The organism is Streptomyces sp. Tu 2975, assembly GCF_009832925.1.
Classification (GTDB): Bacteria; Actinomycetota; Actinomycetes; order Streptomycetales; family Streptomycetaceae; genus Streptomyces.
Window position 1 is genome coordinate 6,317,760 of sequence record NZ_CP047140.1, and the last position, 23,726, is coordinate 6,341,485.

General features: G+C 71.2%; 25 protein-coding genes and 1 pseudogene. 12 read left to right on the top strand and 14 right to left on the bottom strand.

The annotated features are described in order from the left end of the window. The first annotated feature begins 58 nt into the window (after positions 1-58). A complete protein-coding gene (locus GLX30_RS28060) occupies positions 59-1,210 on the top strand; it encodes an acyl-CoA dehydrogenase family protein (RefSeq protein ID WP_159693500.1) in 1,152 nt (383 codons plus the stop codon). Positions 1,211-1,383: 173 nt separating this feature from the next. Further along, on the top strand, positions 1,384-2,022 hold the full coding sequence (locus tag GLX30_RS28065; protein ID WP_159695292.1) for a TetR/AcrR family transcriptional regulator: 639 nt from the start codon (positions 1,384-1,386) through the stop codon (positions 2,020-2,022). Here GLX30_RS28065 and GLX30_RS28070 read toward each other — a convergent pair. Continuing rightward, the gene (locus GLX30_RS28070; RefSeq protein WP_159693502.1) at positions 2,010-2,474 is read right to left on the bottom strand and encodes a MaoC family dehydratase; all 465 of its coding nucleotides are present in this window, start codon (positions 2,472-2,474) and stop codon (positions 2,010-2,012) included. The genes GLX30_RS28065 and GLX30_RS28070 overlap by 13 nt on opposite strands. A gap of 107 nt (positions 2,475-2,581) precedes the next feature. Here GLX30_RS28070 and soxR point away from each other — a divergent pair, with 107 nt between their 5' ends. Next, positions 2,582-3,058, top strand: coding sequence for a redox-sensitive transcriptional activator SoxR (soxR, locus tag GLX30_RS28075; RefSeq protein WP_159693504.1), 477 nt, complete (start codon positions 2,582-2,584; stop codon positions 3,056-3,058). Positions 3,059-3,134: 76 nt separating this feature from the next. Here soxR and GLX30_RS28080 read toward each other — a convergent pair whose 3' ends face one another. After that, complete coding sequence (locus tag GLX30_RS28080) at positions 3,135-4,208, bottom strand: RNA ligase (ATP) (RefSeq protein WP_159693506.1); 1,074 nt, start codon at positions 4,206-4,208, stop codon at positions 3,135-3,137. Between the two features lie 144 nt (positions 4,209-4,352). Here GLX30_RS28080 and GLX30_RS28085 point away from each other — a divergent pair, with 144 nt between their 5' ends. Beyond that, a complete protein-coding gene (locus tag GLX30_RS28085) occupies positions 4,353-5,105 on the top strand; it encodes a hypothetical protein (protein ID WP_159693508.1) in 753 nt (250 codons plus the stop codon). Between the two features lie 40 nt (positions 5,106-5,145). Here the strand turns inward: GLX30_RS28085 and GLX30_RS28090 are convergent, their stop codons facing one another. Both GLX30_RS28090 and GLX30_RS28095 read right to left on the bottom strand, forming a co-directional pair. Then, entirely contained in the window at positions 5,146-5,757 is a 612-nt protein-coding gene (locus GLX30_RS28090) for a hypothetical protein (protein WP_159693510.1), read from the bottom strand. A gap of 101 nt (positions 5,758-5,858) precedes the next feature. Continuing rightward, the gene (locus GLX30_RS28095; RefSeq protein WP_208545498.1) at positions 5,859-7,142 is read right to left on the bottom strand and encodes a serine-threonine protein kinase; all 1,284 of its coding nucleotides are present in this window, start codon (positions 7,140-7,142) and stop codon (positions 5,859-5,861) included. Between the two features lie 97 nt (positions 7,143-7,239). Here GLX30_RS28095 and GLX30_RS28100 point away from each other — a divergent pair, with 97 nt between their 5' ends. Further along, positions 7,240-7,494 carry a hypothetical protein gene (locus GLX30_RS28100; protein WP_159693514.1) on the top strand — a complete coding sequence of 85 codons (255 nt, stop codon included), beginning with the start codon at positions 7,240-7,242 and terminating at the stop codon, positions 7,492-7,494. A gap of 157 nt (positions 7,495-7,651) precedes the next feature. Here the strand turns inward: GLX30_RS28100 and GLX30_RS28105 are convergent, their stop codons facing one another. After that, complete coding sequence (locus GLX30_RS28105) at positions 7,652-8,890, bottom strand: DUF1343 domain-containing protein (RefSeq protein WP_159693516.1); 1,239 nt, start codon at positions 8,888-8,890, stop codon at positions 7,652-7,654. Positions 8,891-9,051: 161 nt separating this feature from the next. On the opposite strand from GLX30_RS28105, the gene GLX30_RS28110 reads away from it, so the two are divergent. From GLX30_RS28110 to GLX30_RS28120, 3 genes and pseudogenes are all read left to right on the top strand, one after another. Beyond that, the gene (locus GLX30_RS28110; protein WP_159693518.1) at positions 9,052-9,816 is read left to right on the top strand and encodes an SDR family oxidoreductase; all 765 of its coding nucleotides are present in this window, start codon (positions 9,052-9,054) and stop codon (positions 9,814-9,816) included. Beyond that, positions 9,813-11,464 (top strand): annotated as a pseudogene (locus GLX30_RS28115) (AMP-binding protein). The gene GLX30_RS28110 and the pseudogene GLX30_RS28115 overlap by 4 nt, the downstream one beginning before the upstream one ends. Then, positions 11,424-12,119 carry a TetR/AcrR family transcriptional regulator gene (locus GLX30_RS28120; RefSeq protein WP_159693520.1) on the top strand — a complete coding sequence of 232 codons (696 nt, stop codon included), beginning with the start codon at positions 11,424-11,426 and terminating at the stop codon, positions 12,117-12,119. The pseudogene GLX30_RS28115 and the gene GLX30_RS28120 overlap by 41 nt, the downstream one beginning before the upstream one ends. Positions 12,120-12,484: 365 nt before the next feature. Here the strand turns inward: GLX30_RS28120 and GLX30_RS28125 are convergent, their stop codons facing one another. The 7 genes from GLX30_RS28125 to GLX30_RS28155 form a co-directional block, all read right to left on the bottom strand. Further along, a complete protein-coding gene (locus GLX30_RS28125) occupies positions 12,485-13,699 on the bottom strand; it encodes an acyl-CoA dehydrogenase family protein (RefSeq protein ID WP_159693522.1) in 1,215 nt (404 codons plus the stop codon). A 7-nt stretch (positions 13,700-13,706) separates the two neighbouring features. Beyond that, entirely contained in the window at positions 13,707-14,726 is a 1,020-nt protein-coding gene (locus tag GLX30_RS28130) for a phosphotransferase family protein (protein ID WP_159693524.1), read from the bottom strand. A gap of 162 nt (positions 14,727-14,888) precedes the next feature. Continuing rightward, entirely contained in the window at positions 14,889-15,803 is a 915-nt protein-coding gene (locus tag GLX30_RS28135) for an MBL fold metallo-hydrolase (protein ID WP_159693526.1), read from the bottom strand. Between the two features lie 88 nt (positions 15,804-15,891). Then, positions 15,892-16,188 carry a hypothetical protein gene (locus GLX30_RS28140; protein WP_208545499.1) on the bottom strand — a complete coding sequence of 99 codons (297 nt, stop codon included), beginning with the start codon at positions 16,186-16,188 and terminating at the stop codon, positions 15,892-15,894. 129 nt (positions 16,189-16,317) lie between these two features. Then, positions 16,318-16,587 (bottom strand): DUF202 domain-containing protein, encoded by a 270-nt coding sequence (locus GLX30_RS28145; protein ID WP_159695293.1) that lies wholly within the window; start codon positions 16,585-16,587, stop codon positions 16,318-16,320. A 25-nt stretch (positions 16,588-16,612) separates the two neighbouring features. Beyond that, complete coding sequence (locus tag GLX30_RS28150) at positions 16,613-17,002, bottom strand: DUF202 domain-containing protein (RefSeq protein ID WP_159693530.1); 390 nt, start codon at positions 17,000-17,002, stop codon at positions 16,613-16,615. A gap of 91 nt (positions 17,003-17,093) precedes the next feature. Next, a complete protein-coding gene (locus GLX30_RS28155) occupies positions 17,094-17,621 on the bottom strand; it encodes an NUDIX domain-containing protein (RefSeq protein ID WP_244258300.1) in 528 nt (175 codons plus the stop codon). A 110-nt stretch (positions 17,622-17,731) separates the two neighbouring features. Between GLX30_RS28155 and GLX30_RS28160 the strand changes: the two genes are divergently transcribed. The 3 genes from GLX30_RS28160 (at position 17,732) to GLX30_RS28170 (ending at position 20,879) form a co-directional block, all read left to right on the top strand. Beyond that, positions 17,732-19,387, top strand: coding sequence for an FAD-binding dehydrogenase (locus tag GLX30_RS28160; RefSeq protein ID WP_159693532.1), 1,656 nt, complete (start codon positions 17,732-17,734; stop codon positions 19,385-19,387). Positions 19,388-19,582: 195 nt separating this feature from the next. Next, a complete protein-coding gene (locus tag GLX30_RS28165) occupies positions 19,583-20,248 on the top strand; it encodes a molybdopterin-dependent oxidoreductase (RefSeq protein ID WP_244258512.1) in 666 nt (221 codons plus the stop codon). Further along, positions 20,190-20,879: a cytochrome b/b6 domain-containing protein gene (locus tag GLX30_RS28170; protein WP_159693536.1), complete on the top strand. Its 690-nt coding sequence runs from the start codon at positions 20,190-20,192 to the stop codon at positions 20,877-20,879. Before GLX30_RS28165 ends, GLX30_RS28170 begins: the two co-directional genes overlap by 59 nt. Here the strand turns inward: GLX30_RS28170 and GLX30_RS28175 are convergent. Both GLX30_RS28175 and GLX30_RS28180 read right to left on the bottom strand, forming a co-directional pair. Further along, complete coding sequence (locus tag GLX30_RS28175) at positions 20,865-22,262, bottom strand: gluconate:H+ symporter (RefSeq protein ID WP_159693538.1); 1,398 nt, start codon at positions 22,260-22,262, stop codon at positions 20,865-20,867. The two genes, GLX30_RS28170 and GLX30_RS28175, sit on opposite strands and share 15 nt — an antisense overlap. A gap of 9 nt (positions 22,263-22,271) precedes the next feature. Continuing rightward, the gene (locus GLX30_RS28180) at positions 22,272-22,781 is read right to left on the bottom strand and encodes a gluconokinase (protein ID WP_159693540.1); all 510 of its coding nucleotides are present in this window, start codon (positions 22,779-22,781) and stop codon (positions 22,272-22,274) included. Positions 22,782-22,934: 153 nt separating this feature from the next. Between GLX30_RS28180 and GLX30_RS28185 the strand changes: the two genes are divergently transcribed. Then, positions 22,935-23,636 carry an FCD domain-containing protein gene (locus GLX30_RS28185; protein ID WP_159693542.1) on the top strand — a complete coding sequence of 234 codons (702 nt, stop codon included), beginning with the start codon at positions 22,935-22,937 and terminating at the stop codon, positions 23,634-23,636. Positions 23,637-23,726 lie beyond the last annotated feature (90 nt).

The following is a 23,726-nucleotide window of genomic DNA, read 5'->3' on the forward strand; positions in this document are numbered from 1 at the left end:
CACATAGTAGGCCCTGCACAAATAAACTAGCAGTGATAGTTAAAGTGGGGTGCCCGCAATGAACCTGGAGCTCGACGAGGAGCAGACGGCCGTCCGGCAGCTGGCCAAGGACTTCGTGGACCGTGAGATCACCCCGCACGTCGTGGAGTGGGACCGTGCGGAGAACGTCGACAGGGGCATCGTCAAGAAGCTGGGCGCGCTCGGCTTCCTCGGGCTCACGGTCGACGAGGAGTACGGCGGCTCCGGCGGCGACCACCTCGCCTACTGCCTGGTGACCGAGGAGCTCGGCCGCGGTGACTCCTCCGTGCGCGGCATCGTCTCCGTCTCCCTGGGTCTGGTCGCCAAGACCGTCGCCGCATACGGGACCGAGGAGCAGAAGCGCGACTGGCTGCCCCGGCTCACCTCCGGCGAAGCCCTCGGCTGCTTCGGCCTCACGGAGCCGGGCACCGGCTCGGACGCGGGAAACCTGACCACCCGGGCCGTCGCCGACGGCGGTGACTACGTGATCAACGGCTCCAAGATGTTCATCACCAACGGCACCTGGGCCGACGTGGTGCTGCTGTTCGCCAGGACCAACGACACTCCCGGCCACAAGGGCGTGTCCGCCTTCCTCGTCCCCACCGACACCCCGGGGCTCACCCGCCGCACCGTCCACGGAAAGCTGGGGCTGCGCGGCCAGGCCACCGCGGAGCTGGTGCTCGAGGACGTCCGGGTGCCGGCGTCCGCCATGCTCGGAGCCGAGGGCAAGGGCTTCTCGATCGCCATGTCCGCGCTCGCCAAGGGCCGGATGTCGGTCGCCGCCGGCTGTGTCGGCATCGCGCAGGCGGCCCTCGACGCCGCGGTCGGATACGCCAAGGAGCGCGAGCAGTTCGGCAAGCCCATCGCGCACTACCAGCTGGTGCAGGAGCTGCTCAGCGACATAGCCGTCGACGTCGACGCCGCCCGGCTGCTGACCTGGCGGGTCGCCGACCTGATCGACCGGGGCGAGCAGTTCGCCACCGCCGCCTCCCAGGCCAAGCTGTTCGCCTCCGAGGCCGCCGTACGTTGCGCCAACAACGCCCTCCAGGTCTTCGGCGGCTACGGCTACATCGACGAGTACCCCGTCGGCAAGCTGGTGCGCGACGCCCGTGTGATGACCCTGTACGAGGGCACCAGCCAGATCCAGAAGCTGATCATCGGCCGTGCGCTGACCGGGGTCTCCGCTTTCTGACCGCCCTTCGCCCGGCCGGAGACGGGCCGGATCGTGCGCCGTGGGGACCGGGCCGGCCCCTGGGAGCCGCTCGCGGGGCACGATCCGTCCCGGAAGCCGCGGTCAGGCTCTAAGCGCTTGCTCACCGTCGGGGTATGGTGTTCGTCCTGTGCCACGAGAGGGGCGAACGAGCGATGAGTGCGGCGGACGAGACGGTGGACCGGGCGGCCGGCGGGGAGCAGCCGTGGGACGAGGTCACGCCTGAGGCGGCCAGGAAACTGCTCATCGCCGCCGTAGAGGCCTTCGCCGAGCGCGGCTACCACGCGACCACCACCCGGGACATCGCCGGCCGGGCCGGCATGAGCCCGGCGGCGCTCTACATCCACTACAAGACAAAGGAAGAGCTGCTCCACCGGATCAGCCGGATCGGGCACGACAAGGCCCTCGAGATCCTCAACGCCGCCTACGCCGGCGCCGGCACGCCCACCGACCGGCTCGCCGACGCCGTGCGCTCGTTCGTCCGCTGGCACGCCGGCCGGCACACCACCGCCCGAGTGGTGCAGTACGAACTCGAAGCGCTCAGCGAGACCCACCGCGTCGAGATCACCGGCCTGCGCAGGCAGAGCGACGCCGTGGTGCGCCGCATCCTCGAAGAGGGTGTGGAGGCCGGCGAGTTCGACGTGCCCGACGTGCCCGGGACCGCGGTCGCCGTCCTGTCGCTCTGCATCGATGTGGCGCGCTGGTTCAACACCCGAGGCCGCCGCACGCCCGACGAGGTCGGCGCGCTCTACGCCGACCTCGTCCTGCGCATGGTGAGCGCTCAGAAGAAGTAACGCGACAGCGACTCCGCCACGCACACCGGCTTGTCGCCGCCCTCGCGCTCGATGGTGACGAGGGCGGTCACCTGGACGCCCCCGCTGCCCGCCTCCTCGACGCTCTGCAGCACCGCGGTGGCCCGCAGTCGCGAGCCCACCGGCACGGGGGAGGGGAAACGGACCTTGTTGGTGCCGTAGTTGATGCCCATCTTCATGCCCTCGACCCGGAGCACCTGAGGCACCAGGGCGGGCAGCAGCGACAGCGTCAGATAACCGTGGGCGATCGTCGTGCCGAACGGGCCGCTCGCGGCACGCTCGGGATCCACATGGATCCACTGGTGGTCGCCGGTCGCGTCGGCGAAGAGATCGATCCGCTTCTGGTCGACCTCGAGCCAGTCGCTGTGTCCCAGCTGCTCGCCCACCCCTGCGCGCAGCTCCTCGGGGGAGGTGAAGATCCTCGGCTCTGCCATGTCCTGGTGCCTGCCTCTCGACCGTTGTGACACTCATGTCTAAGCGCTTGCTCAGCATGGTTGGGTAGGCGCCCTCCTGTCAACGACGGACCAGTAGGCTTCGAGGAGTGCCACAGATTCCAGAGAAGATCCACGAACTCACGGTCGGCCAGCTCTCGGCGCGCAGCGGAGCCGCCGTGTCCGCCCTGCACTTCTACGAGTCCAAGGGCCTCATCAGCAGCCGCCGTACCAGCGGGAACCAGCGCCGCTACAGCAGGGACGCGCTGCGCCGGGTCGCGTTCGTGCGTGCCGCCCAGCGCGTCGGCATCCCGCTCGCCACGATCAGGGACGCCCTCGCAGAGCTGCCGGAGGAGCGGACACCCGACCGTGACGACTGGGCCCGGCTCTCCCGCGCCTGGCGCGGCGAACTCGACGAGCGCATCAAGCAGCTCAGCAGGCTCCGCGACCATCTGACCGACTGCATCGGCTGCGGCTGCCTCTCCCTGGAGACCTGCGTGCTGTCCAACCCGGACGACGTCTTCGGCGACCGGCTGACCGGTTCACGGCTGCTGCCGGAGCGGCGCCGCGCGGGCGACGGGGCCTGACGCTGACGCCGACGGGCCCGGCCCCCCGGACCGGGCCCGCGAGCGCCCCGCGCGTACCCGCGCGTGAGGGCAGGCGTCACTCGAACTCCGTACCGCCCTTGCGGGTCAGGTACGCCGGGCTGACCGCCTTGGCGATCGCCCGCCCGCCGGTGACCGGGCTGTACCGCTCGACCACGGGACGGACGACGACGCCCTCCCTCAGGTGCAGCCGCCGACCCGACACCGTCTCGCGGCCGTCGGCCAGCTCCAGCACCGTGTCCACGTCGTACGGGCCCTTGAACAGCCGGGGAACCACCGGAAGTTCACCGCCGAGGACGGCCGCCGCGTCCAGCCAGCGGACCTGGCCGTCGATTTCCGCGGAGATGTCGAACACGGCGTAGCCGGGCCCCGTCTCCGTCCTGGCGTTCTTGCCGTATCCGAGGTCCTGGACACCGGCGCCGTACACCTCGGCGAACACCCCCACCCGGCTCGCGCCCAGCTTCTCGGCCAGGCGTGCCGCGATCTTGGGCACACCGTGCCCGAGGACCGCGCGCCAGTACAGGTTGGCCCGGTCCTCCTTGAGCGCCAGGCCCTTGGCGCCGAAGCCCTTGGACGAGACCTGCACCCGGCCGCCGTCCGCCGTGCTGTAGGTCGTCAGGCATGCGGTGCCGTGCAGCTTCTCGGTGATCACGACGGCTTCGCCCGGCTCGAAGATGCCCGGATAGCGCTGCAGATTCTCGATGTCCACCCACGGCAGCAGACCGGGCGCCGCCTCGATGTCGCCACTCATCCTGGACGGCACCGGCGGCGCCCACTTGGTGATCGAGAGCCGCTCCGCGAAGTCCGTGCCGTCCGCGGCCGCCGCCACCAGATCGACATCGGCGAGCGCCCGGGGCCGGCACACGATCCCCTGCGAGAGCTCGCCCCGCAGCCGCACCGCCTTGACCCGGTTGGCCTCGCCGCCCGCCAGACGGCCGGTCAGCCCCAGTTCGTCGATGAGCGCCGCCGGGAGCACCGCCTGCTCGGGGATGTAGAGCGCGACGTCACCGGTGCGATAGACGCCCTTCGCGACGACTGCCCGGTACAGGCCCACCTGGGCCAGTTCCAGGGCGTCGGCGTTCGGATGCTCGTGAACGGTCAGCGGTTCGGCGGTGACGCGCAGCGTCGACATCTCATGGCTCCTCGGTGGTGGTTCGCATCACCGCCAACTGTGGTGCTGTGCAATCCCGCTGGCCCACCGGTTTTGCACCCTGGTAACGTCGCGCCCTTCGGCGGGCCGAGCCGCGACCGGAGTACCCGACAGGACGTGGCGCACATGGCCTCACCGGCACTCCACGCGGCGGTGGACCGGATACGGACCGTCTTCGCGGGCATGACCAGCCCTGCGGAGACGGGCTGCGGGAGGTGCCATCTGCCCGAGGAGACGGCGCTGCTGCGCACGCCGGACGTTGAACTGCCCGACGACGTGCTGCGGCTGTTCGCCCACGAGGTGCCGAACCACTTCGACGACCATCCGGCGGTGATTCGCCGGATCCTGCCGCAGATGGCCGGGCAACTCGCCACGGGGCGGTTCGCCGGCCTCGGCGCCTATGAGCTGACCGGCCTCGGCCGCTCGGGCTGGCACACCTGGCCGGTCGAACAGGCCTGCGCCGTAAGGGCGTTCCTCGAGGCGTGGTGGGCGGACACGGTCACCTCCGAGGCACCCCTGTACCCGGTGCACGAGGTGTTCGAGTCGTGCGTGACGGCGGGCTCCACCGTGACGCCGTATCTGGCCGTGTGGGCCGGGCAGCCGCTCGGCGGACCGGCCGACCGGCATCTGGCCGATTGCCTCGACCGGTGGATCGACGATCTGATCGGCGACCTCACGTCGCCCCTTTTCAGCTGGTGGTGCCACCCCTACCGCGACGAGCCCCTCGCCGAGCTCGGAACGTGGTTCGTCGAGCACGCGCCCCCGCGACTGCGCGTCCGCGGCGCCGACCCGCTGCTGCTGTTCAAGACCGGGCTGCTGGCCCTGCCGTACGACGAGCGCTGGACCGAGGAGGTGTGGGCCGCGGCGCCGGGCTCCTGAGCCCGGGCGGGTTCCGGCCCCCGTACCGGAACCCCGCGTCTCAGGCGACGGACGCGAGCTCGCGCCGGCCGGCCCGTTTCGCGGCGGAGACGGCTTCCGCCGTCAGCACGGGCTGGGGGACGACGATGCCGCAGCCGGTGCAGACCGGCCCGGACCACGGTTCGTGCTCGAGGTCCTGCCGCCACACGATGTGCGTGTCCGAGCACACCGGGCAGGCTGTGCCCGGCTCCGCCTCCAGGGCGCCGATCAGGCGCCGCAGCACCTCGGCGAGCGGCGCCGACGGGTGCTCCGTCGGGGTGTCGCACCGGGCCACACCGTTGCCGCCCCAGGTCCTTCGATGCCAGTCGTCGATGTGTCCGGGCCGCCGCAGCCCGTCGTGCTTCTCCCGTTTGCGGCGGTCCGCGAAGTTGTCCTCGTAGGCGAGCCAGACGGCCCGCGCCTCTTCCAGTTCCTCGAGCGCGGCCACCAGCCGCGCCGGATCAGGAGCCCTGTCCTCCGGGTCGATACGGTGCCTGCCGCACAGGTGGTCCCATGTGGCGCGGTGTCCGTAAGGGGCGAAGCGTTCCAAGCATTTGCGCAGTGAGTAGCGCCGCAGCGCCAGGTCACACCGTGGGTCACGCACCTGTCTCGCGAGACTCCGGAAACCGGCCATCGCAAGTCCACCTCCGTCGCTGGTACATCGGCGTTGATGAATGGACGTAGGAGTGCCCGTTTCGGCTCCATCGAAAAGAGAAACGTGCCGGTTCGGCCGGATCACGTCCCTGGCGCGGCACCCCCTATCCGTCCCGCCGCCAGCACCACCCGTGCCAGTTCCTCGTGACAGATGTCGCCGTGCGCGCCCGTCGGCGGACGGCCGTGGCGCACCACGGCGGAGGCGTCGACGCTGACGCAGCCCACGGCCGGAACCCCGGTGCGCAGGGCCTCGTCCAGCGTCAGCCGTGGCGTGTCCGGGACGCCCTGGATGCCGTCGTGTCCCATCGCCCACCACCTGGGGTCCGTCCCCGCCACGGCATGCGTGTCGCCGGCGAGGCTCGACACCAGCGGGTAGAACACCCCGAGCGCGGTGTCGTGCCGTGAATGGCACGCCACCACCGGTCCGTCGACCAACTGCTCGAAGCCGCCCAGTACTCCGCGGCGGGACGGCGCGTGAGGCAGGCCGGTGGCGAACGCGTAGTGGGAGAAGGCGCCCTGGAGCAGTGTCACCGACTTCACGTTGCACGCCCCTTCCGGCAGCCCGCGCAACGCGAAGGCGACCAGCCTCGCGCCGTGACCGTGGCCGACGAGATGCACGCGCACCTGGGGCGCGGAGCGGGACAGCCGTCCCAGCAGCGGACCCAGACCCAGCTCGCCGACGGTGCCGGCCCGCCGTTTCATCGCGTAGTACGTCGTCTGCCGCAGCAGCTCCTTCGCGCCCCGCCAGGCCGGCCCGGCCGCACCGTCCGGCGCGTGGACGCCGAGGGCCACCGCGAGACGCCGGCAGAGCGTGAGGGTGTCCTCGTACAGGACGGCCGGCGGGCTCTGCTCGTCCCGCGGCACGTCCTCGGCGAAGCCCGCCTCCAGACCGCCCGGCGGGACCGCCGCCAACTGCCGCGCCAGCATGCCGAACTCGGCGAACGCCGCCCGGGAGTCCGGCTCTTCGCCGAGCAGCCACGCCAGCCGCCCGACCGTCGCCGTGTGCCCGGGGAACAGACCGGTGAGCAGCTCGCGCGTCGCGCCGTCCAGCCGGGGCCCCTGCGCCGGCGCGTCGTCCGCCTGCTCCCGGCCCGGGAACGGCTCGTCCGGGAACCGCATCGAGGGCCACAGCACGCCGGCGTACCCGACCTGGGTGCCCGGCCTTCCGCCCGCCAGTTTCGGGAAGGGCGCGAAGAACGCCGAGTGCAGCCGACGGGCCAGGCTGGGGGAGTTGTTCCAGCCATGGGCGAAGACGACGAGATCGGTGACGTCCAGCCCGGCAAGCGTGTCGTACGGTCCCCCGCCCGGGTCGCCGTCCGCGTCGAAGCAGATCTCCCGGTACGGCTGCACACTCATGCCCGCCATGGCCCGCCCCTCCCCTTGCGCTCCCCTGCCGGCCCAGCATCCTGCGCAAGAGGAGAAACGGCCATACCCCGCGAGAGGTCAGAGACGGTCGGCCGCGGTGACGCGGCGCAGATGGATCAGGACGTCGTACGAGGTGGCCAACCGCAGCGGCTCGGGTTCGGCCGGCCAGGCGTTGCCGGTGTGCCTCGACCGGGCGCTGCGGGTGGCGGAGGTTGTGCTGCCGCATCCAGCGGATCAGGTCCAGGTACTCGCGGGTGCGCCGGAACAGGTACGGGCTTCCGCCCGCACCGGCCCTGCGACGACGAGCGACAGCAGGGCCGGCAGGAGCAGCAGCCGGATCCGTAAGAGGTGACGCGGTGAAAGGTCCATGGAACCGGCCTCACCGCGGGCACTCACCCGGCGATGTGGCCAGTCCCCTTACGCCGGTGGGGATTTCCCCACCGGCCCCCTTCACCGCGGGGGCGGGCCGGACGCACGCCACCTCGCGCCGGTCGTGCGGGCGCCGGAGCTCAGTAGCGCAGGTACCGCTTCCGTACGGCCCTGAAGGCGGCCAGATCGTCCTGCCAGGCGCCGACGACTTCGTCGGTGTCCGCGCCCGCGTCGATCAGGGTGCGCACGCGGGTGGAACCCGTCAGCTTGTCGATCCAGTTGTCGGAGCGCCAGGCGAAGCCGCTCCAGCTCCGCTTCGCCGTCACCAGCAGGCCGATGCCCGCGCGGACCGGGTCGAAGGACCTGCGGTCGTGGACGTGGAGCTGCACACCGCCGACGGTCTTGCCCTGCCACTTGGAGAAGGTGGGCGCGAAGTAGGCCTCACGGAAGCGGACGCCGGGCAGACCGAGGCCGTTGGCCGCCTCCGCCCAGGCCGGACCGACACCCTCCGCGCCCAGTAGCTCGAAGGGGCGGGTGGTGCCGCGGCCCTCCGAGAGGTTCGTGCCCTCGAACATGCAGGTGCCGGAGTAGACCAGCGCCGTCTCCGGGGTGGGCATGTTGGGGCTGGGCGGGACCCAGGGCAGACCCGTGTCGTCGAAGAAGTCACCGCGCCGCCACCCCGACATCCGTACGATGTCGAGCTCGACCGGCCGGGGCAGGAACTCGCCGTTGAACAGCAGCGCCAGTTCGGCGACGGTCATGCCGTGCGCCTGGGAGATCGGTTCCCGGCCCACGAACGTCGCGAACGCCTTGTCGAGCACCGGCCCGAGCGCCGCCCTGCCGGTGACCGGGTTCGGCCGGTCGAGGACGACGAAGCGCTTGCCGGCGAGGGCCGCCGCCTGCATGCAGTCGAACAGCGTCCAGATGTACGTGTAGAAGCGGGCGCCCGCGTCCTGGATGTCGAAGACGACGGTGTCCACGCCGGAGGCCGTGAAGATGTCGGCGAGCGGCTGTCCGCTCTTGAGGTACGTGTCGTAGACCGGCAGCCCGGTCGCCGGGTCGTCGTAGCGGCCCTCGGAACCGCCCGCCTGCGCGGTGCCGCGGAAGCCGTGCTCGGGGCCGAAGACCGCGACGAGGTCCACGCGGTCGTCGGCATGCATCACGTCCACGATGTGACGTACGTCGCGGGCGATGCCCGTCGGGTTGGTGACCATGCCGACGCGTTGCCCGGACAGTGCCGCGTACCCGTCGGCCGCCAGGCGTTCGAAACCGGTTTGGACCCGGCCGCGGCCCTGCGCCGCAGCGGGCGTGGGGGCCGCGGCGAGTGCCCCCACCGCGCCGCCGCCCGCGACCAGCAAACCCCGTCTGGACAGGCTCATCGAGCTACCTCCGTGATCGCCGTGTGTCATGACCACTGCACGCTAGCGCTCATGTCGGCCCCGGGGAACGACCCCGGCACGTGCCGGTGCCCCCCTTCCGCAGTGACATACCGACTGGTTAGTCTGCGCGCACGGGACCTGTGCAGGGAAAGGCGGAGCTGATGAGTACGGTGCAAGGCGCTGGGGTTGTGGTCACGGGCGCGGGCGGAGGCATCGGAGCCGCACTGGCCCGCCGCTTCGCCGCGGAAGGCGCCAAGGTCGTCGTCAACGACATCGACCCGGGCAAGGCCAAGACAGTCGCCGACGAGATCGGCGGCGTCGCCGTACCCGGCGACGCCTCACAGATCGTCGAGGAGGCCCGCGACGCCCTCGACGGTGTCGTGGACATCTACTGCGCCAACGCGGGACTCGCCTCGGGCGGCGACGCCTTCGCCGACGAGGACGTATGGGCCGCGGCCTGGGACGTCAACGTGATGGCCCACGTCCGCGCGAGCAGGATCCTGCTCCCCGACTGGCTCGAGCGCGGCGCCGGACGCTTCGTGTCCACCGTCTCCGCCGCCGGACTCCTCACCATGATCGGCGCGGCGCCCTACAGCGTCAGCAAGCACGGCGCCCTCGCCTACGCCGAGTGGCTCTCCCTCACTTACCGGCACCGCGGCATCAAGGTCCATGCGATCTGCCCCCAAGGCGTACGCACCGACATGCTGACCGCCAGCGGCAGCGCCGGCGAGCTCGTCCTCACCCCGACCGCGATCGAGCCCGAGGACGTCGCCGACTCCCTCTTCACGGCCATGGCGGAGGACCGCTTCCTCGTCCTGCCCCACCCGGAGGTCGCCGGCTACTACGCGGCCCGCGCGACGCAGAACGACCGCTGGCTGGCCGGCATGAGCCACCTCCAGCAGAAGTGGGAGGAGGCCCGCCGATGAACTCCCTCTACGCCGCCAAGCCCTGGCTCTCCCAGCTCAGCGATGCCCAGCGGGCACCGATCGACCCGCCCGCGACCGTGCTGCACGCCTTCCGCGCCGCCGTCGGCCGAGCCCCCGGGCACACGGCGCTCGCCTACTTCGACGGGCGGCTGACCTACCGCGAGACCGACGAACTGTCCGACTCCGTCGCCGGGCACCTCGCCGCCCGCGGGATCTCCCGCGGCGACCGGGTCGCGATCATGCTCCAGAACACCCCGCACTTCGTGATCGCCCTGCTCGGCGCGTGGAAGGCAGGAGCCACCGTCGTCCCCCTCAACCCGATGTACAAGTCGGGCGAGGTCGCGCACGTCCTCGCCGACGCCGAAGTGAGCGCGCTGATCTGCTCCGACCGCGCCTGGGCGGGATACCTGCGCGACTGCGCCGCCGCCTCGCAGGTACGTGTGGCCCTCACCGCCTGCGAGCTCGACCTGCAGACGCGGTGCGACGAACGGGTTCTCGGCTTCGAGCGCACAGCCCCCGCCGACGACGCGGACGACCTCCTCGCCGTCGCCCGCCAGGGCCTGCCGGCACCGGCCGACCGCGAGCTCACGGCCACCGACGTCGCGCTGATCAGCTACACGTCCGGCACCAGCGGCACGCCCAAGGGCGCCATGAACCTGCACGGCGGCATCACCTACAACGCGGAACGCCAGCGCACCGGCCACCCCGTGCCAGAAGGCGCCTGCTACTTCGTGCTCGCGCCGCTGTTCCACATCACCGGCATGGTCTGCCAGCTCGCCGCCTGCATCGCCAACGCGGGCACCCTGGCACTCGCCTACCGCTTCGAGGCCGGCGTCGTCCTCGACGCGTTCCTCGAGCACCGCCCCGCGTACACCGTCGGCCCCTCGACCGCCTTCATGGCCCTCGGCGCCCACCCTTCCGCGACCGCGGAGCACTTCGAGTCCTTCCAGGTGATCTCCTCCGGCGGGGCGCCCGTCCCGCCCGCGCTCGTCGAGAAGTTCAGAGCGGGCTTCGGCCCCTACATCCGCAACGGCTACGGCCTCACCGAGTGCACCGCCCCCTGCGCGTCCGTACCCCCGGAGAAGGAGGCTCCGGTCGACCCCGCCTCCGGCACCCTCTCCGTCGGACTCCCCGGCCCCGACACGGTCGTCCGGATCATCGACGACAAGGGCGAGGACGTGCCCTTCGGTGAGCAGGGCGAGATCGCGGTGTCGGGTCCGCAGGTGGTGCCCGGGTACTGGCGGCTCCCCGAGGCCACCGCGGAAGCCTTCCCCGACGGCGAACTGCGCACCGGCGACATCGGCTTCATGGACGCGGACGGCTGGCTCTACGTCGTCGACCGCAAGAAGGACATGATCAACGCCTCCGGCTTCAAGGTCTGGCCGCGGGAGGTCGAGGACGTGCTCTACACCCACCCGCCGTCCGCGAGGCGGCCGTCGTGGGCATCCCCGACTCCTACCGAGGGGAGAGCGTCAAGGCGTTCGTCAGCCTGCGGCCCGGAGCGCAGGCGGAACCGGGAGAGATCTCCGCGTACTGCGCCGAGCGGCTGGCCGCCTACAAGTACCCCCGTGAGGTCGAGGTCCTGCCGGAGCTCCCGAAGACGACAAGTGGGAAGATCCTCAGGCGGGAACTGCGATCCCCCGCGTAGCAGCCGGCCGAGCACGGCACGCGACAGCACACCGGAGACACACAGAAAGGCGGGTGGCGGCAATGGCCAGGACGACGGACGGGGACGGCACCCCGTCCCGCAGAGGCTGCTGGCCGCCGCCACCCGCCTCTTCGCGGAACGCGGCTACGACCGCACGTCGGTGCAGGAGATCGTGGAGGCGGCCGGCGTCACCAAGGGCGCGCTCTACCACTACTTCGGTTCGAAGGAGGACCTCCTCCACGAGGTCTACGCCCGCGTGCTCCGTGTCCAGCAGCAACGCCTCGACGCGTACGCGGACGCCGACGAGCCCGTCGAGACCCGGCTGCGCGGGGCGGCGGCGGACGTCGTCGTCACCACGATCGAGAACCTCGACGACGCGGACATCTTCTTCCGCTCCATGCACCACCTGAGCCCGGAGAAGCACAAGCAGGTCCGCGCCGAACGCCGCCGCTACCACGAGCGCTTCCGCGCGCTGGTGGAGGAGGGGCAGCAGGACGGCGTCTTCTCCTCGGCCACCCCGGCGGACCTGGTGGTCGACTACCACTTCGGTTCGATCCACCACCTGTCGACCTGGTACCGCCCGGAGGGCCCCCTGACGAAGCAACAGGTCGCGGACCACCTGGCGGACCTGCTCCTGAGGGCGCTGCGGCCGTAGCGGGCATGTCCGCCGCTGGTCCTGCGCGGGGCGTGGTGCCTGGGGCCGGCGTGACCGCAGCGCGGGGTGTGACGCCTGCGGTGGCTGTTCCCGCTGCGCGGGGCTTTCCCCTCCCCGACCCTCCCGCTGTTCCGATGTGCGGCTCCGCCGCGTGGCGGGGCAAGCCCCGGACCCCGTACCGCGCTTCGCGCGGTCGCCTCAAGCGCCGGCGGGGCTGATTTCGCTCCGCGAAATCAGCCCCGCCGGCGCTTGAGGCGCGGGGGCCCGGGGCGGAGCCCCCGAAACACCGCGCGGAGCGCGGTGACGGGTCCGGGCGGAGCCCGCAGTGAGGGGCGGCCCCGCCCGGCGGGGCCGCCCCGACCACGTCACATGTACTTCTTCAGCTCCCGCCGCGCCAGCGACCGCTGATGCACCTCGTCCGGCCCGTCAGCCAGCTTCAGCGTCCGCGCCGCCGCCCACAGCTCCGCCAGCGGGAAGTCCTGGCTCACGCCGCCCGCGCCGTGCGCCTGGACGGCCTTGTCGAGGATGTCGACGACCGCCCGCGGCGTGGCGATCTTGATCGCCTGGATCTCGGTGTGCGCCCCGCGGTTGCCGACCGTGTCCATCAGCCACGCCGTCTTCAGCACCAGCAGCCGCAGCTGCTCCACGGTGACCCGCGCGTCCGCGATCCAGTTCTGGACGACGCCCTGCTGGGCGATCGGCTTGCCGAAGGCGGTACGGGAGACGGCCCGCCGGCACATCAACTCGATCGCGCGCTCCGCCATGCCGATGAGCCGCATGCAGTGGTGGATACGGCCCGGTCCCAGCCGCGCCTGGGCGATGGCGAAGCCGCCGCCCTCCTCGCCGATCAGGTTCGTCGCGGGGACCCGCACGTCGTCGAAGACGACCTCGGCGTGGCCGCCGTGGGAGTGGTCCTCGTAGCCGTACACCTGCATCGCGCGTCGGACCTGCACGCCGGGGGTGTCGCGGGGCACCAGGATCATCGACTGCTGGCGTCGGATGTCGTCGCCGTCCGGGTCGGTCTTGCCCATGACGATGAAGATCTTGCAGTCCGGGTTCATGGCCCCGGAGATGTACCACTTACGGCCGTTGACGACGTACTCGTCGCCGTCCCGGTCGATGCGGGTGCGGATGTTCGTCGCGTCGGAGGAGGCCACCTCGGGCTCGGTCATCGCGAACGCCGAGCGGATCTCACCCGCCAGCAGCGGCTCGAGCCACTGCTTCTTCTGCTCCTCGGAGCCGAACTGGGTGAGCACCTCCATGTTCCCGGTGTCCGGGGCCGCGCAGTTCAGCGCGGTCGGCGCGAGGTGCGGGCTGCGGCCGGTGATCTCGGCGAGCGGGGCGTACTGGAGGTTGGTCAGCCCGGCACCGTACTCGGAGTCGGGGAGGAAGAGGTTCCACAGGCCCTGCTTGCGGGCCTCTGCCTTCAGTTCGTCCACGATCGCGGGCGTGTCCCAGGGAGAGGCGAGCTCGGCGCGCTGCTCCTCCGCGATCTGCTCCGCCGGGTAGACGTGCTCGTCCATGAAGGCGAGCAGTTTGCCGCGGAGCTCTTCGGTGCGCGCGTCGAATGCGAAGTCCATGAGGTGCTCAGCCTTCCTGAAGGGTGGTGAGGCCGTGTTCGATGAAGAGGGGGACGAGATCGCCGATCCGGTCGAATCCGGCGCCGACGGTCTGGCCGAGGGTGTAGCGGTAGTGGATGCCCTCGAGGATGACGGCGAGCTTGAACCAGGCGAACGCCTCGTACCAGGAGATCGCCGAGGTGTCCCGGCCGGAGCGCTCCGCGTACCGCTCGATCAGTTCGGCGGGGGACGGGTGGCCGACGGCGCCCGCGGTGGTGCTGACGGGGGAGTCGGGCAGTTCCAGCCGCTTGCTGTACATGACCAGCAGGCCGAGGTCGGTCAGCGGGTCGCCGAGGGTGGACATCTCCCAGTCCAGGACGGCCTTGATCCGGTCGTCGTCGCCGATCAGGACGTTGTCGAGGCGGTAGTCGCCGTGGACCACGGCGGCGGCGGGGGAGTCGGGCAACGCGCGCCCGAGCGCGGCGTGCAGCTCGTCGATGCCGGCCAGGTCGCGGCCGCGCGAGGCCGCCAGCTGCTTGCCCCAGCGCCGCAGCTGCCGGTCGAGGAAGCCCTCCGGCCGGCCGAAGTCGCCGAGTCCGACGGCCTCAGGGTCGACGGCGTGCAGGTCGACGAGGGTGTCGACGAGGGAGAGGACGGCGTCCCGGGTGCGCTCCGCGCCGAGTGGGGCCAACTGCTCCGCGGTGCGGTAGGGGGTGCCGTCCACGAACTCCATGACGTAGAACGGCGACCCGATGACCGATTCGTCCTCGCACAGCAGTACGGGCTGCGGCACCGGGACGGCGGTGGGCGCCAGGGCGTTGATGACCCGGTGCTCGCGCTTCATGTCGTGCGCCGTCGCCAGCACATGGCCGAGCGGCGGCCGGCGCACCACCCACCGGGTGGTGCCGTCGGTGACGGCGTACGTGAGGTTGGAGCGGCCGCCCTGGATCAGCCGGGCGCTGAGCGGTCCGTCCACCAGTCCGGGCCGCTCACGGTCGAGATATCCGCGCAGCTGCTCGGGATCGAGGCCTGGGGGGACTGAGCTCATGGTGCGCACCTCCGGGGGCGGTCCTGGGGAACGCGTTCATGATGACCGACCAGTCGGTATGTCGTCCAGTGGCCCGGTGGAAAGGGATGCCAGGATCACACTCGCACGGCAGGCGTCGGTCCCCTCGAGGTGTCCTGCCCGAGGGGGCGAAACGCGCCAGGGTCAGGCGTGGCAGGCCCCCGGCACCCCGCCGTTCATCGCCGCCATGTCCGCGAACACCACCGTGGGGTCGAGCGGGAAGTCCTCGGGGAGTCCGTCCAGTTCCGCGTACGCCCGGTGCAGGTTGGCCACCAGCCGTTCGCTCTCCCTCAGGTCGGCGAACACCCCGAGATCCGCCCCGCGTGCCGTCTCGAGCGGGCTCAGCCCCTTGGCATGGCCCGCCTCTGCCAGTTCGGCGACGAAGCGCAGGTAGCGCTCCGTCGCGTCGTACGCCGACGGGTCGGTGATCGGGCCGTGGCCCGGCACCACGGTGTCCGCGCCGAGCGAGCGCAGCACGTCGAGCGCCCGCAGCGAGCCGCTCAGCGACCCCATCGGGACGAAGGGCGTACCGCCCTGGAAGATCAGGTCACCGGTGAAGACGATTCCCTGCCGCGGCAGGTGCACGATCGTGTCCCCCGTGGTGTGGGCGACCGTGCCGGGATGGAGGAGCCGCGCCTCGACGTCCCCCACATGGACCGTCAGCCGGTCGCTGTACGTGACGGTCGGCGCCGTGATCCGGATGTCCCCGAAGTCCGTCCGCGGCCAGATCAGGTGGAGCTGGCGGCCCGCCGCGAGCACCTCGCTCCGGCACTCTTCGTGCCCGACGACCACGGCCTCCGGCAGGAAGACGGCGTTGCCGTAGGTGTGGTCGCCGTGGTGGTGGGTGTTGACGACGGTACGGGGGAGGGGTGTGTCGGTCGCCAGCAGCGCCTCGCGCAGGGCCCGGGCACGCCGCTCGGTGGCCGCGGTGTCGACGAGGAGCGTCGACTCTCCGTCGCTGACGAAGCCCGCGTTGTTCAGGCACCAGCCGCCGTCGGGCTGGACGTAGGCGTGCACTTCCGGCGTGAGCCGGACGGTGTAGGGATCTGTGGCAGGCACGATGGCTCTCCCGGAGACGGGTCGACGGTGGATCGGCCCTCAGAGCCTGCCGGTTGACGCGGGTGTGCGGCACCGCGGGAAGAGTGGGTCAGTGGTCGTCCCAGTGCCCGTCGTGCTCCGCGTGACGGTGCCCGTCGTGGAGGTAGTCGACGTGGTCGCCGTGGACCACGGCGGGGTGGCCGCACCCGTTGCGGTGCTCGTGCGCGTGACCGCTGTGCGACACGTGCTCTCCCGGCTCGCACTCGTCCCAATGTCCTGAGTGCAGCCGGTGGAGGTGCCCGTCGTGGGCGTAGTCCGTGTGGTCGCCGTGGGGGACCTCGGTGTGGCCGCACGACGGGCCGTGCATGTGCTCGTGTGCGGTGTGCTCCTGGTGTGCAACGGTCATGGCGCTCACCTCTGGGTGCTTTCGTGGCGTTCTGTCCGACTCCAGGCTAGTCGGCGGCTCCGGCCCCGGCCGCCCGTCGCCCGCCACGCCGCGAAGGAACAAACGTTCGGCACAGGGCGTCACCCACGGTCACACCACGATCGCCACGGCGAACGCGGCCAGTGCCAGTACGCACCCGACCGCCGCGATCGCGCCGCGCACCGGCATCGCCGCCGGCCTGACCGAGTCCATCGCGCGGACGCGCCGGTGCGCCACCCACAGGAAACCCAGCCAGGCGACGACGCTCAGCCCCGCCGCGAGTGCCACGTCCTGCGCCGCCTGCTTGGCGGCGAGCACCGCCACCACCGTGCAGGTCAGCGTCGTCCGGCGCCAGGCCAGCCGGGTGCGCTCGGGCTGCAGCCCCGGATCGCGTCCGGGGGTGCCGTCACAGGTCGCCCCAGGCCACCACCGCCACCATGGTGAGGGAGACGACCGCGACGACGACGGCGAGCAGCGCCGGGAACCGGGACACCGGCAGATCGTCGCCTCGGCGCATCGCCCGCTCGCACCGGACCCAGTGGTTCACCGCGCGTACCGCGCACACCGCCCCGACGCCGATCAGGGCGAGCGCCAGCCCGGCCCGTACGCCCCAGCGCAGGTCCGGCAGGAACTGGTCGACGGCGAAGCCGCCGCCGATGAGCGCGAGCGCCGTACGGATCCAGGCCAGGAACGTCCGCTCGTTGGCGAGGGAGAACCGGTAGTCGGGCGTGTCGCCCTCGTCCCGGATCCGCGCCGGCGCGAACCACAGCCGCAGGCTCTGCAGGAAATCGCTCACGCAGCGCACCCTACCCGCGCACCGTCGCGCCTCCGGCGCAGCTCCCGGCACACCTCGGCACCTCCCGGCCCGGGTGCCGCGCCCGGAACGCTCAGCCCGTCCGGTGCGCCTTGAGCCGCTCGAACGCGGCCAGGCCGTCGGGCACCCATTCCCATGCCTCGAGCCCCGCCTCCAGCTCGGCGTCCGTGAGGAAGCCGTACCAGTCGATCTCCTCCGGTTGCGGCTCCACCGGCAGGTCGCAGCGGACTTCGTAGACGTACGACCACCAGGAGGGGCCGGGGGCGCCGTCCCCTTCGTAGAGGAACTTGAACAGCGGTACGGGCCGGGGGAGTCCGCGTACGCCGAGCTCCTCCTCCGCCTCGCGCAGCGCCGCGTCGTCGTAGCTCTCCCCTGCGCCGACCACACCGCCGACGAACATGTCGTACAGGGAGGGGAAGACCAGCTTCGTGGCCGTGCGCCGGTGTACGAAGACGCGTCCGGCGGCATCCCTGACGAGGATGAACGCGCACCGGTGCCGCAGTCCGCGTGCGTAAGCCTCGCCGCGCGGGGCCTGTCCGACCACGCGGTCGTGCTCGTCGACGATGTCGAGAATCTCTTCTGCGGGCTGCACGGACGTCATGGCACCCATGAAATCACCGCCGTACGCCGCCGTTGACCGGTCGGCCATTGACGAGTTACCCGCCCGTAAGGAAGATCGGGTGCCACCGGCCCGACGGAGAATGGACAACCATGGCGTACGACGCTGATGTGATCGTGATCGGGGCAGGACTCGCGGGCCTCGTGGCCACGGCCGAACTCGTCGACGCCGGACGGAAGGTCATCCTTCTCGACCAGGAGCCCGAGCGGTCCATCGGAGGGCAGGCGCACTGGTCCTTCGGCGGCCTCTTCTTCGTCGACTCGCCCGAGCAGCGCCGTATGCGCATCAAGGACAACCACGCCCTCGCCATGCAGGACTGGCTGGGCACCGCGGGCTTCGACCGCGAGGAGGACCGCTGGCCGCGCAAGTGGGCGGAGGCCTACGTCGACTTCGCCGCGGGGGAGAAGCGGGCCTGGCTGCACCGGCAGGGCGTGCGGTTCTTCCCCGTCGTCGGCTGGGCGGAGCGTGGCGGCTACGACGCGAACGGCCACGGCAACTCCGTACCCCGTTTCCACATCACCTGGGGCACCGGACCCGGCCTGGTGGCCCCCTTCGAGCGGCGGGTCCGTGACGGTGTCGCCAGAGGGCTGGTGCAGCTCAGGTTCCGGCACCGGGTGACGGGCCTCGCCGGCAGCGCGGGCAGCCTGGACACCGTCACCGGCGAGGTCCTCGAGCCGTCCGACGCGGAGCGCGGCGCGGCGAGCAGCCGCGAGGTCACCGGCGCATTCGAGTTCAAGGCCCAGGCGGTGATCGTCACGTCGGGCGGCATCGGCGGCAACCACGACCTCGTCCGCGCGCAGTGGCCGGAGCGGCTCGGCACCCCGCCGAAGAAGATGCTTTCCGGAGTCCCCGCGCACGTCGACGGACTCATGCTCGGCATCGCCGAGCGCGCCGGCGCGAGCCACATCAACCGCGACCGGATGTGGCACTACACCGAGGGCATCGAGAACTGGGCCCCGATCTGGGCCGAGCACGGCATCCGTATCCTGCCGGGCCCGTCGTCCCTGTGGCTGGACGCGCGCGGCAGACGGCTGCCGGTGCCGCTGTTCCCCGGCTTCGACACTCTCGGCACGCTCGAACACATCATGCGGACCGGCCACGATTACACCTGGTTCGTGCTCGACCAGAAGATCATCGGCAAGGAGTTCGCGCTGTCGGGTTCCGAGCAGAACCCGGACCTGACGGGCAAGTCCGTCCGTGACGTCTTCGTACGCGCCAGGGCCGACGTGCCCGCGCCGGTGAAGGCTTTCATGGACAAGGGCGTCGACTTCGTCGTGGAGAAGGACCTGGGCGCGCTGGTGCGCGGCATGAACGCGCTCACCGGGGACGGACTGATCGACGAGGCGGAGCTGCGGCGCGAGATCACGGCGCGGGACCGGGAGGTCGCCAACCCGTTCACCAAGGACCTCCAGGTCACGGCGATCCGCGGCGCCCGCAAGTACCTCGGCGACAAGCTGATCCGCACCGCCGCGCCGCACCGTCTGCTGGACCCCGAGGCGGGTCCGCTGATCGCCGTGCGGCTCAACATCCTGACCCGCAAGTCGCTCGGCGGCCTGGAGACGGACCTGTCGTCGCGGGTCCTGGACGGGTCCGGCGCCCCGCTGCCGGGCCTGTACGCCGCGGGCGAGGCGGCGGGCTTCGGCGGCGGCGGCGTCCACGGCTACCGCTCCCTGGAGGGCACGTTCCTCGGCGGCTGCCTCTTCTCGGGCCGCGCGGCGGGCCGCGCGGCGGCGAGGGCGGTGTCGTAGAGAGGGCGGTGTCGTAGAAACGGACTGCCGCCCCATGTGTGACGGAAGTCTGACGGCCCCCCGTCACCCCTGGCATCCGGCCCGTCCAAGTGCTCGAATCGAAGGGTGACCTCCCAACACTCCGACGCGACCGGCCCCGACGGCCCCGGCCCCGACGGCCCCGGCGCGCCCGTCGGCCGCCGTGTCGTTCTCGGCATGCTCGGTCTCGGCGCCGCCGGTGTCGCCGCCGCGCCCTCTCTGCAGCGTGGACTGGAGAGCTTCCTCGGCGCCGCGGCCGACAAGGACCCGACGGGCCTGACCGGGCTGCTGCCGAACGGCGGCGGGTTCCGCTACTACTCGGTCGCGTCGTCCGTGCCCCGCAGGACCGCGGAGACCTACCGCCTCACCGTCGACGGTCTCGTCCGGAGGCCTGCCACGTACACACTGGCCGACCTCCGGTCCATGCCGCAGACGCGGATCGTGCGGGACGTGCAGTGCGTCACCGGATGGCGCGTACCCGACACTCCTTTCGAGGGCGTGAAGCTCTCGCGACTGCTGGACGCCGCCGGCGTACGCCCGGAGGCACGGGCGATCCGGTTCACCTGCTTCGACGGGACCTACAGCGAGAGCCTGACGCTCACACAGGCCCGGCGGGACGACGTCCTCGTCGCGCTGCGGATGCAGGACAAGCCGGTCAGCCACTCGCACGGCGGCCCGGTCCGGCTGTACGTGGCGCCGATGTACTTCTACAAGTCGGCGAAGTGGCTGTCCGGGATCACGGTCACGTCCTCCGTCCGGCCCGGTTACTGGGAGGAGCGGGGCTATGACGTCGACGCCTGGGTCGGCCGGTCCAACGGCCGCACCGACACCCCCACCGTCTGAGCCCTCCGCACCGGGTGAGCCGACGGAACGCACCGCCCGCAGACGGCGCTTCACCCGTGCGGAACGTCTGCTGCACCGCACGACCGCCGCGCTGATGCTGCTGTGCGTCGTGACCGCGGCCGTGCTGTACGTGCCGCAGCTGGCCGAACTCGTCGGCCGCCGGTACCTCGTGGTGACGGTCCACCAGTGGGCCGGGGTGCTGCTGCCCGTGCCGTTCGTCCTGGCGCTGGTCTCCCGCGCGTTCCGCGCGGACCTGCGCCGGCTGAACCGCTTCGCGCCGTACGACCGGGCGTGGCTGCGTGCCGTGCGCCGGCGCGAGCACGGCCCGTCGGCGCGCCCGGCGGGCAAGTTCAACGCCGGGCAGAAGATCTACGCGGCCTGGACGGCCGGAGCCGTGCTGGTCATGCTCGGCACCGGGCTGCTGATGTGGTTCACCGGCCTCGCCCCGCTGGTGTGGCGGACGAGTGCCACCTTCGTGCACGACTGGCTCTCCCTCGCCGTGGGGATCGCGGTCGCCGGGCACATCGCGATGGCGCTCGCCGACCCGGAGGCACGCCGTGGCATGCGTACCGGGTCGGTCGAGCGCCGGTGGGCCCGCGAGCACCACCCGAGGTGGCTAGAGGACGAGTGACAGCAGCAGCACGAACACGATGCCGACGACCGAGATGATCGTCTCCATCACCGACCAGGTCTTGATCGTCTGGCCGACGCTCATGCCGAAGTACTCCTTCACCAGCCAGAAGCCGGCGTCGTTGACGTGGCTGAAGAACAGCGAGCCCGCGCCGATCGCGAGGACGAGCAGTGCCGCGTGCGAGGTCGACATGTCGGCCGCAAGAGGCGCCACCAGGCCGGCCGCGGAGATCGTGGCCACGGTCGCGGAGCCGGTCGCGAGCCGGATCGCGACGGCGATCAGCCAGGCGAGCAGCAGGGTCGGGATGGCCCAGTTCTCGGAGAAGTCCAGGATCATCTGTCCGACACCGATGTCGATCAGCGTCTGCTTGAAGCCGCCGCCGGCGCCGACGATGAGCAGCACACCGGCGATGGGGGCGAGCGACTTCTCGACGGTCGAGGAGAGGCGGTCCTTGGTGAACCCGGCCGCCCGTCCCAGCGTGAACAGACCGACGATCACGGCGGCGAGCAGGGCGATCAGGGGCGATCCGATGACGTCGGTGACGCGCTGGACGCCGTTCTCGGGGTTGTCCACCACGATGTCGACGAGGGCCTTGGCCATCATCAGGACCACGGGGAGCAGCACCGTGGCGACGGTGGCGCCGAAGCTCGGACGCTTCTCCAGATCGTCGGAGGCGCGCTGCGGGATCATCTTCTCCGGCGCGGGGATGTCCACCCAGCGGGCGGCGTACTTGGAGAACACCGGACCGGCGATGATGACGGTCGGTATCGCGACGACCAGACCGAGGGCCAGCGTGACGCCGAGATTGGCGCCGATGGCGTCGATCGCGACCAGCGGGCCGGGGTGCGGCGGGATGAGTCCGTGCATCACGGACAGACCGGCGAGCGCCGGGATACCGATCCGCATCAGCGAGTAGTTGCCGCGCTTGGCGACCATGAGCACGACCGGGATCAGCAGGACGATGCCGACCTCGAAGAACAGCGGAAGTCCGATGATCGAGGCGATCAGCACCATCGCCCAGGGCATGGCCCGGCCGCTCGCCTTGGCGAGGATCGTGTCGACGATCTGGTCCGCGCCGCCGGAGTCGGCGAGCAGCTTGCCCAGGATCGCCCCGAGGGCGATCAGCACACCGACGCCCGCGACGGTCGCGCCCAGGCCCGCGGTGAACGACGTGATCGCCTTGTCGAGCGGCGCCCCGGCGAACGCGCCCAGCGCGAGCGACCCGATGGTCAGCGCCAGGAAGGCGTGCAGCTTGAACTTGGTGATGAGCAGAACGATGACAGCGATGCCCGCGAGGACGGCGATGCCCAGCTGTGCGTTGCCCGCCGAGGTGATCGGCTCGACGGCGTCCGCTGCCAGCATCTCGACGCTGAGACTGGTCACGGTGATTCCTTAGTCTTCGAGCCCGCGCAGCGCGGCGACGGCCCGTTCGGTGATTTCTTCGGGGGTGCCGGACACGTCGACGGCGACGCCCGCCTCGTCCTCCCCCAGCGGCTGGAGGGTCGCGAACTGGGAGTCCAGCAGCGCGGTGGGCATGAAGTGCCCCTTGCGCTCCGCCATCCGCTGCTCGATGAGCTCGCGGCTGCCGGCGAGGTGGAGGAAGACGGCGTCGGGCGCTGCCGCCCGCAGCCGGTCGCGGTACTCACGCTTGAGCGCGGAGCTGGAGACCACCCCGCCGAGCCCGGCCCTGCCGTGGGCCCACTCGCCGATGGCGTCCAGCCACGGGCGACGGTCCGTGTCGTCCAGCGGGACGCCGGCCGTCATCTTGGCGATGTTCGCCGGGGGATGGAAGTCGTCGCCCTCGGCGTACGGGACGCCCAGGGCGGCGGCGAGCAGGGGGCCGATCGTGGTCTTGCCGGTTCCTGCTACGCCCATCACCACGACGACGTGGGGGGTGCTCATTACCTGCCTCGCTGTCCTCGTCGACCGCTCGACGTCGGTCCGTCGCGCTACTGAAACCTATTAGGTACGACGTATTCAAGAGGCTGAGACATAAACGTCATACTTTTTGTTCCAGGGGGCGTCCGTGTGATCCACGCCCCGTAGGCTTTGCCCATGACCACAGAAGGCCGAGGGCTCCACACCCATGTGCTCGACACCCTCGGTCTCGCCATCACGGCGGGCGAGTATCCGCAGGGCAGTGTGCTGCGTACCGACGAGGTCGCCCAGCGCTTCGACGTGTCGCGTACGGTCGTCCGTGAAGTGGTCCGCGTCCTCGAGTCCATGCACCTCGTGGAGTCCCGTCGCCGCGTCGGCGTCACCGTGCGTCCCACCGAGGAGTGGAACGTCTACGACCCCCGCGTCATCCGCTGGCGGCTGGCCGGCGCCGACCGCCCGCGACAGCTGCGTTCACTGACCGTGCTGCGCTCCGCGATCGAACCGGTCGCGGCCGGTCTCGCCGCCGTCCACGCCACCCCGGAGCAGTGCGCGGCGCTGACCGAGGAGGCCCTCGGGATGGTCGCCACCTCCCGCGGCCAGCAACTCGAGGGGTATCTGAAGCACGACATCGCCTTTCACCGGGTGGTGCTCAACGCCTCCGGCAACGAGATGTTCGCGCGGCTCGGGGACGTCGTCGCCGAGGTCCTCGCGGGCCGTACCCACCACCATGTGATGTTCGACGACCCCGACCCGGCGGCGGTGACGCTGCATGTCCAGGTGGCGGAGGCCGTTCGCGAAGGCGACGCGGAAAGAGCCGAGCGCCTCACGCGTGAGATCGCCGTCGGGGCTCTCCAGGAGCTGGATGTACTCGCTCCCTGAATGCCGCGGCACCCTGGCTTTACCTTGTTGAAACCTCTGAAATACCTCAGATGTCTGTCTGAGTGAGGTTGGCCACTGCCAAAATCCCAG

What these genes read in the sequence shown, in the direction of transcription:
- GLX30_RS28110 (WP_159693518.1), top strand. Translation starts at nt 9,052, where the DNA reads ATGAGTACGGTGCAAGGCGCTGGGGTTGTGGTCACGGGCGCGGGCGGA.
- GLX30_RS28185 (WP_159693542.1), top strand. Translation starts at nt 22,935, where the DNA reads ATGACCACAGAAGGCCGAGGGCTCCACACCCATGTGCTCGACACCCTC.
- GLX30_RS28060 (WP_159693500.1), top strand. Translation starts at nt 59, where the DNA reads ATGAACCTGGAGCTCGACGAGGAGCAGACGGCCGTCCGGCAGCTGGCC.
- GLX30_RS28090 (WP_159693510.1), bottom strand. Translation starts at nt 5,757, where the DNA reads ATGGCCGGTTTCCGGAGTCTCGCGAGACAGGTGCGTGACCCACGGTGT.
- GLX30_RS28065 (WP_159695292.1), top strand. Translation starts at nt 1,384, where the DNA reads ATGAGTGCGGCGGACGAGACGGTGGACCGGGCGGCCGGCGGGGAGCAG.
- GLX30_RS28070 (WP_159693502.1), bottom strand. Translation starts at nt 2,474, where the DNA reads ATGGCAGAGCCGAGGATCTTCACCTCCCCCGAGGAGCTGCGCGCAGGG.
- GLX30_RS28140 (WP_208545499.1), bottom strand. Translation starts at nt 16,188, where the DNA reads ATGACCGTTGCACACCAGGAGCACACCGCACACGAGCACATGCACGGC.
- GLX30_RS28170 (WP_159693536.1), top strand. Translation starts at nt 20,190, where the DNA reads ATGACGTCGACGCCTGGGTCGGCCGGTCCAACGGCCGCACCGACACCC.
- GLX30_RS28180 (WP_159693540.1), bottom strand. Translation starts at nt 22,781, where the DNA reads ATGAGCACCCCCCACGTCGTCGTGGTGATGGGCGTAGCAGGAACCGGC.
- GLX30_RS28165 (WP_244258512.1), top strand. Translation starts at nt 19,583, where the DNA reads ATGCTCGGTCTCGGCGCCGCCGGTGTCGCCGCCGCGCCCTCTCTGCAG.
- GLX30_RS28130 (WP_159693524.1), bottom strand. Translation starts at nt 14,726, where the DNA reads ATGAGCTCAGTCCCCCCAGGCCTCGATCCCGAGCAGCTGCGCGGATAT.
- GLX30_RS28160 (WP_159693532.1), top strand. Translation starts at nt 17,732, where the DNA reads ATGGCGTACGACGCTGATGTGATCGTGATCGGGGCAGGACTCGCGGGC.
- GLX30_RS28095 (WP_208545498.1), bottom strand. Translation starts at nt 7,142, where the DNA reads ATGGCGGGCATGAGTGTGCAGCCGTACCGGGAGATCTGCTTCGACGCG.
- GLX30_RS28125 (WP_159693522.1), bottom strand. Translation starts at nt 13,699, where the DNA reads ATGGACTTCGCATTCGACGCGCGCACCGAAGAGCTCCGCGGCAAACTG.
- GLX30_RS28080 (WP_159693506.1), bottom strand. Translation starts at nt 4,208, where the DNA reads ATGTCGACGCTGCGCGTCACCGCCGAACCGCTGACCGTTCACGAGCAT.
- GLX30_RS28105 (WP_159693516.1), bottom strand. Translation starts at nt 8,890, where the DNA reads ATGAGCCTGTCCAGACGGGGTTTGCTGGTCGCGGGCGGCGGCGCGGTG.
- GLX30_RS28155 (WP_244258300.1), bottom strand. Translation starts at nt 17,621, where the DNA reads ATGACGTCCGTGCAGCCCGCAGAAGAGATTCTCGACATCGTCGACGAG.
- GLX30_RS28085 (WP_159693508.1), top strand. Translation starts at nt 4,353, where the DNA reads ATGGCCTCACCGGCACTCCACGCGGCGGTGGACCGGATACGGACCGTC.